A 6,513-nucleotide genomic window follows, 5' to 3' on the forward strand; every position below is an offset into this window, starting at 1 on the left:
TTCCCGACTCGCTTTCGTCTTCTGCGGCTTGACGCCCCGTCCGACGTTTCAAACTCTAGCCGATCCCCGCTCCTGAAAGCGAATCGGCCGCAATCTCCGGAAAAGCGCACGCCGAAAATACGAACGGGGACGCGAAAGAGACGCGACCCGTCACGGATCATCGAACTGGTTTCTCAAGGGATTGGCCGCCCCGGGACCGTCCACGCAGATACGTGCTCGGTGCTCCCTGTCAGGCAACTCGAAGAACTCTACACACCCGGAAGCTCGGGATCAAGTGGCACCTGGAAGACCAGGACCGCGACGTCGTCGTCGTGCTCGGCGGTGACGCCCAGGGCGCGCAGGAGGCGGGAGCAGACGGTGTCGGGGGTGCCGACGGGGCCGGTGAGGGTGTGGGCGAGGTGGTCGATGCCTTGGTCGATGTCCTGGTCTCGGCGTTCGACCAGGCCGTCGGTGTAGAGGACGCCGGTGGTGCCGGGGAGGAGGCGGAGGGTGTGAGAGAGATGGCCGGCGCCGCCGGTGCCGAGGGGTGGGCCGTTCTGTTCCTCGCCGCGCAGGACGGTGCCGTCGGGGCCGCGGAGGAGGAGGGGGAGGTGGCCGGCGGAGGCGTAGAGGAGGGTGGTGGTGGTCGGGTCCCAGACGGCGTAGGTGCAGGTGGCGATCTGGTTGGCGTCGATCTCCATGGCGAGGCCGTCGAGGAGGGTCATCACCTCGTGCGGGGGGAGGTCGAGGCGGGCGTAGGCGCGGACGGCGGTGCGGAGCTGGCCCATGACGGCGGCGGCGCGCAGGCCGCGGCCCATGACGTCGCCGATGACCAGGGCGGTGCGGCCGCCGCCGAGGCCGATGACGTCGTACCAGTCGCCGCCGACTGCGGCGTCGGCTCCGCCGGGTTGGTAGGTGGCGGCGACGTGGAGGGTGTCGGGCTGTTCGAGTTTCTGCGGGAGGAGGCTGTGCTGGAGGGTGACGGCGGCTTCACGTTGGCGGCGTTCGGCTTCGCGGAGGCGGCCGGCGGACTGGACCTGGTCGGTGACCTCGGTGGCGAAGATGAGGACGCCGGTGGGGGTGGCGTGTTCGTCGGGGCCGAGCGGGACGCAGGCGATGTTGTAGTAGCGGTTGCCGCCGAGGCCGAGGATGCAGCGGGACTTCACGCTGCGGGGCCGTCCGCTGCGCAGGACCTGGTCGAGCAGCGGGAGGACGCCGAGGGTGGCGAGTTCGGGGAGGGACTCGGCGGCGGGGCGGCCGGGGGTGCGGGGGCCGAACAGGTCGCGGTAGGCCCGGTTGGCGTAGCCGAGTTGGTGCCGGGGGCCGTGGGTGAGGGCGACGGGGGCGGGCAGGCGGCGCAGGACGTCGCGGAGGTCGTAGGGCTGTTCGGTGTCGCGGGGGTCGGGGCAGGAGGTGGCCGGGTCGCGCGGTGCGGGCACGGTGACGGGTTCGTCCGCGGTGGCGGGGGTGACCCGCCAGGCGGCTCCGGTGAGCCGGGCGCTCCAGCGCATGAGGTTCAACGTTGGCCGCTTCCTCGGGGACTGATGGGGGGTGGTGCCCGTCGGGCGGCTGCAGTGTGATGATCACAATTCGTGCGCACAGCCGCACTCGCCGTAATGGTCCGTCGGGGTCGATCCTGTCAGGCTCCGGCGCGATTCCGGAAGTCGCGCCCCCGGTACGGCGCGTTTCGGGAGGTACGCGCCGGGGTGCACTTCTGTGCGACGGGTGAAAGGGAGGCGGGGAGGGAGGCGTCAGGTGCCGGGGCCGGTGGTGAAACCGGACTCGAACTCGGCCCGGGGGTGCTCGATGGTGCCCAGGGCGACCACCTCGCGCTGGAAGAGACCGCCGAACAGCCAGTCCATCAGCACCCGGATCCGGCGCTCCCGGGTCGGCAGGCGGCGCAGCTGGCGGGCGCGGTGCAGCCACCAGGCGCGGCGGCCGGTGAGCCGGGTGCCGCGGCGGGTGTGGGCGACGGCGCGGTGCAGGCCGAGCGAGGTGGAGCAGGCGGGGTGGTCGGAGCGGTAGGCGGTGAGCGGGCGGCCGTCCAGTTCGGCGGCCAGGTTCTCGGCGAGCAACTTGGCTTGGGCGAGGGCGTGTTGGGCGTTGGGGGCGCACGGTTCGCCGGTGTGGTCGGGGACGGCGGCGCAGTCGCCGGCGGCCCAGGCGTCGGGCAGCGGGAGGCCGTCGGGGGTGGCGATCCGCAGGGTGGGCAGGCAGGTGATCCGGCCGGTGGCGTCGAGCGGGAGGTCGGTGAGGGAGAGCACCGGGGCGGGGCGGATGCCGGCCGTCCAGACCAGGGTGCGGGCGGCGAAGCGGCTGCCGTCGGAGAGCAGCATGAGCTGGTCGGTGGCGGATTCCAGGGTGGTGGAGAGCCGGACGTCGATGTTGCGTTCGCGCAGTTCGGCGAGGGTGTGGACGGCGAGTTCGGGGGTCTCCTCGCCGAGGATGCGGTCCTTGGCCTCGACCAGGACCCAGCGCAGGTCGTCGGGGTCGATGTTGTGGTAGCCCTTGGTGGCGGTGCGGGCCATGTCCTCCAGCTCGGCGAGGGCGCCGACGCCCGCGTAGCCGGCGCCGACGAAGACGAACGTCAGTGCGGCGTGGCGCAGTTCGGGGTCGCGGGTGGAGGAGGCCAGGTCGAGCTGCTCCAGCACGTGGTTGCGCAGGGCCACCGCCTCGCCGACGGTGGCGAAGCCCATGCCGTGCTCGGCGAGGCCGGGGACGGGGGCGGTGCGGGAGACCGAGCCGGGGGCCATCACCAGGACGTCGTACGGGACTTCGGTGGGCAGCCGGAGTTCGCCGCGCGGGGCGGCATCCACCCAGGCGGTGCGGGTCGCGTGGTCGATCCTGGTGACGCGGGCCGTCAGCACCCGGCAGCCGGGGAGCGCGGTGCGCAGCGGGACCACCACGTGGCGCGGGTCGATGGTGCCGGCGGCGACCTCGGCCAGCAGCGGCTGGAACGTCAGGTAGGGCTGCGGTTCGACGATCGTCAGCTCGATCCGACGGTCCTTCAGCCGGTCGCGCAGCAACTGCTGGAGGCGCAGCGCGGAGCTCAGTCCGGCGCAGCCGCCGCCGATGATCAGGACTCGAATGGGGCACCTCCGGCCGGCCCTGGTGCTGTGACCCGTTTCACGTTCCCCCTATGACGCACCCGGCGGAGGTGTCTTGTCCACAGTCAGGGCCGGATCGGTCCGAATCCGGCCGGGAAAGGGGTCCCGGAACGCACCGCGCCGCCCCGATCGGCGGGGCGGCGCGGTGAGCGGTCGTCAGTGCGACCGGTAGGGGTGGTCCTGTTGGCCCGCGGGGCCCATGCCGGCGGCCGGCGAAGTCCGGGGCTTCATCGGGGAGTCTCCTCGGTCGTGTCGCCGCCATGGCCGTTCCACAGTTCGCGCTCGTCCACGAGGCGGCCGCCGACGCGGCCTCCGGACCCTCCGAAGAATCCGTTTCCCCCGGTTCCCCCCGGTGTTGGTTGCCGCATCATGCCCCCCATGTGCTCGGCGATGTGTGGTTGTTGTGCGAGTTCGTCGATCACGCCAGCGAGGAACGGTCGCCGGGGAGGCAGGAACGTGCACGTTCGATCGTTCGGATGAAGGGTTGAGGGCTCCGGGGGCGGGATTCTTCGAGCTGACTGTTCGTCAAGTTATGGCAAAGGAAGGCGTATCGGGGTGAAAGGGTGCGGGCGCGGGCCGGATGCTCGGTTGTGATCCGTCTCACGTGGGGCGGCGGGTGGTGCGTGCGGGGGTTTGTCCGCACGTGGCGACCGGATCGGGGCGGTTCGGGGTGGGGAGTGGTCCACTTCTGCGGCGAACTTCCTTGAACTATGGTCGGATTGTGCTTCGGACCGCCGATGGTGCCGGTCCGTTCGTCCTGGACCTGGTGGCGTCGACGCGACTGCACGGGAGCCATCCGGGGAAGGTAGTGCGCGGACGTCGGGCCACGGCCGGTGTCGGCAGCGCACACCAGGGGGCGCAGTAGCCGTTCGGGTACCCGGGACGGGGTGCCCCGGGGGAGGTTTTGGCATGTCGGAGCAGGATCAGGTGGCGGGGCGGGTGCCGGTGGCGTCGTTCGGGCGGGCCGCGGTGGACGTGGTGCCGGAGCAGCGCGGGCCCGGTGAGCGGGAGCAGTACGCCTTCCCGTCCGGTGAGCGTCCGGGTGAGGCGGGGCGCGAGGCCGGGCGGGAAGCCGGGCGCGGGGCGGGCTCGCGGTTGCGGGTGGACGCCCGGCGGAACCTGGAGAGCGTGCTGCGGGCCGCCCGCGAGGTGTTCGGCGAGCTCGGGTACGGGGCGCCGATGGAGGAGGTCGCCCGGCGGGCCGGGGTCGGCGTGGGCACCGTGTACCGGCGCTTCCCGAGCAAGGAGGTGCTGGTCCAGCGGATCGCCGCCGAGGAGGTGTCCTGGCTGACCGCGCAGGCCCGGGAGTCGCTGTACGGCGGGCTGACCGGCCCGTGGGACGCGCTGGCGGGCTTCCTGCAGCGGGCGGCGGCCTCGGGCGCGGGGCGGCTGCTGCCGCCGGAGGCGTTCCGCTACGCCGAGGAGATCGGCCGGGTGCCCGAGCAGCGCGGCACCGAGCTGCGGGCGTTCGGCGGTTCGCCGGTGGCCGAGGGCGAGCAGGGCGCCGATCCGCGGCTGCTGCTGCAGTTGCTGGCGGCGCTGGTGGCCCGGGCGGGTGCGGCCGGCGAGTTGCGGCCCGGGGTGACGGTGGCCGACGTGGTGCTGGTGCTGACGGCGGCGGTGCCGGTGCACGCCTCGGCGGCCGTCCCGGTGCGGGAGGGCGAGTCCGAGGGCGGGGCGGGCCACCGGCTGCTGCAGATCCTGTTGCAGGGTCTGCGCGCGGCCTGAACCCGGCTGGTCGGCGGGGGTTCTGACGCACCGTGCGGGCGGCCGTCCGGCGGGGGCGGCCGGGGGGAACACCGTTCGGGTGACGGGCGGCCGCCGGGCCCGGGGGGCGCGCGGAACGCTCCGGGTACGCGCGGTGCTTGCGCGGTCGAGCTCCGAACACTTCCGCGAGCGGCGGCCCGGACGGGTGGGCCGGGGCGGACCCGGCTACCGGTGGTCGCTGCGCTATGCCATTCTTTGCCCGTGGTTGGAGCCATTGTCCCGTTGCACACCGTGACCGCCGTCGAATCCGAGGGGCGGCCCGCGCCGCGCGCCGCACGGCGGGACGGTGTCCGGTGAACCCAGACGAGCAGGGTGACGCAGGCGAGTTGGGCTCCGGCCTGGAGGCGCCCGGCCAGGTCCCGGACCAGGGCGGCAGCCCGGCCCACGAGTCGCTGACCGGCCGGGTGCCGGGCCAGGCACCGGCCGGACAGGGCGGGGTCGCGCCCGAGGCGTTCATCGGCGAGGAGTTCCCGGCACGCGCCGTCGTGCCCGCCCCCGCCGACCCGGTGGACGGTGAACGCCCGCCCTCCGACGCCGAGTTGACCGCCCGGGTGCGGGCCGGGGACGACGCCGCGTACGAGGAGATCTACCGCCGGCACGCGGACGCCGTCCGCCGCTACGCCCGGACCTGCTGCCGGGACAGCTTCACCGCGGAGGACCTGGCGGGCGAGGTGTTCGCCCGCACCCTGCAGGCGCTCAAGGCCGGCAAGGGCCCCGAGTTCGCGGTCCGGGCCTACCTGCTGACCGCGGTGCGCAACGTGGCCGCCGCCTGGGCCCGCTCCGACCGGCGCGAGCAACTGGTCGACGACTTCACCGGTTTCGCCGAGGCCTCCGCCGCCACCGTCGAGTTCGACCTCGCCGACCCGGGCGCGGACGCCTGGGCGCTGGCGCTGGCCGACCAGCGCATGGTGATGCGCGCGTACGCCGAACTGCCCGAGGACGACCGGGTGGTGCTCTGGCACACCGAGGTCGAGCGGGAGTCCCCCAAGACCGTCGCGGTGATGCTCGGCAAGACCGCCAACGCCACCGCCGTCCAGGCCCACCGGGCCCGCGACCGGCTGGCCGCCGCGTTCCTCCAGGCGCACGTGTCCGGCAGCCAGGAGTCGGGCTGCGCCGGGTACGCCAACCGGCTCGGCGCGTACGCCCGCGGCTCGCTGCGCAAGCGCGCCTCGGCGGAGGTCGGCAAGCACGTCCAGGACTGCACCCGTTGCACCGCCGCGTACCTGGAGCTGGCCGACATCAACCACGGGCTGCGGGCCGTGCTGCCCGGCGGTGCGCTGCTCTGGGTCGGCAGCGGCTGGTTCGCGGTGGCGGCCGCCGCGGTCGGCGGTGCCGCCGTCACCGGCGCGGCCGTGGGCGGGGCGGCGGTGGCCGGTGGTGCGGCGACCGCGGGGGCGGCCGGGGGTGCCGGTTCGTCCGGTGGCGGCGGGGCGGCGGCGGCCGGGGAGGGCCTCGGCACCGCCGCGAAGGCCGGTATCGCGGCCGGCATCGCCGTCGTCGCGGCGGCGGTCGCCGCGTTCGCGCTGACCGGTTCGCCGGAGCCCGCGCCGCCGGTGGCCGCGCCGCCGGTCACCGCCGCACCGGAGACTCCGCCGCCGGCCCCGCGCCCGACGCCGTCCCCGACGCCCACCCCCGCGCCGACACCCACCCCGTCCCCGAC

General features: G+C 74.4%; 4 protein-coding genes and 1 pseudogene. 2 read left to right on the plus strand and 3 right to left on the minus strand.

What is annotated here, in order from left to right; all coding sequences use genetic code 11:
- Positions 1–275 precede the first annotated feature (275 nt).
- The 3 genes and pseudogenes from IH44_RS0138510 to IH44_RS47040 all read right to left on the minus strand — a co-directional run.
- Positions 276–1,499, minus strand: a pseudogene (locus tag IH44_RS0138510) (PP2C family protein-serine/threonine phosphatase); the annotation flags it as partial.
- Between the two features lie 231 nt (positions 1,500–1,730).
- Positions 1,731–3,005, minus strand: a complete 1,275-nt coding sequence (locus IH44_RS0138515) for an NAD(P)/FAD-dependent oxidoreductase (RefSeq protein ID WP_232795255.1) — start codon at positions 3,003–3,005, stop codon at positions 1,731–1,733.
- 308 nt (positions 3,006–3,313) lie between these two features.
- A complete protein-coding gene (locus tag IH44_RS47040) occupies positions 3,314–3,508 on the minus strand; it encodes a hypothetical protein (RefSeq protein ID WP_157852614.1) in 195 nt (64 codons plus the stop codon).
- Between the two features lie 487 nt (positions 3,509–3,995).
- Between IH44_RS47040 and IH44_RS0138520 the strand changes: the two genes are divergently transcribed.
- A complete protein-coding gene (locus tag IH44_RS0138520) occupies positions 3,996–4,814 on the plus strand; it encodes a TetR/AcrR family transcriptional regulator (protein ID WP_081967380.1) in 819 nt (272 codons plus the stop codon).
- Between the two features lie 332 nt (positions 4,815–5,146).
- Positions 5,147–6,513, plus strand: a 1,367-nt coding sequence (locus tag IH44_RS0138525; protein ID WP_232795256.1) for an RNA polymerase sigma factor, incomplete at its 3' end; no start/stop codon positions are given.

Origin of the sequence: Kitasatospora sp. NRRL B-11411, from assembly GCF_000721345.1 — a bacterium.
Taxonomy (GTDB): Bacteria; Actinomycetota; Actinomycetes; order Streptomycetales; family Streptomycetaceae; genus Kitasatospora; species Kitasatospora cineracea.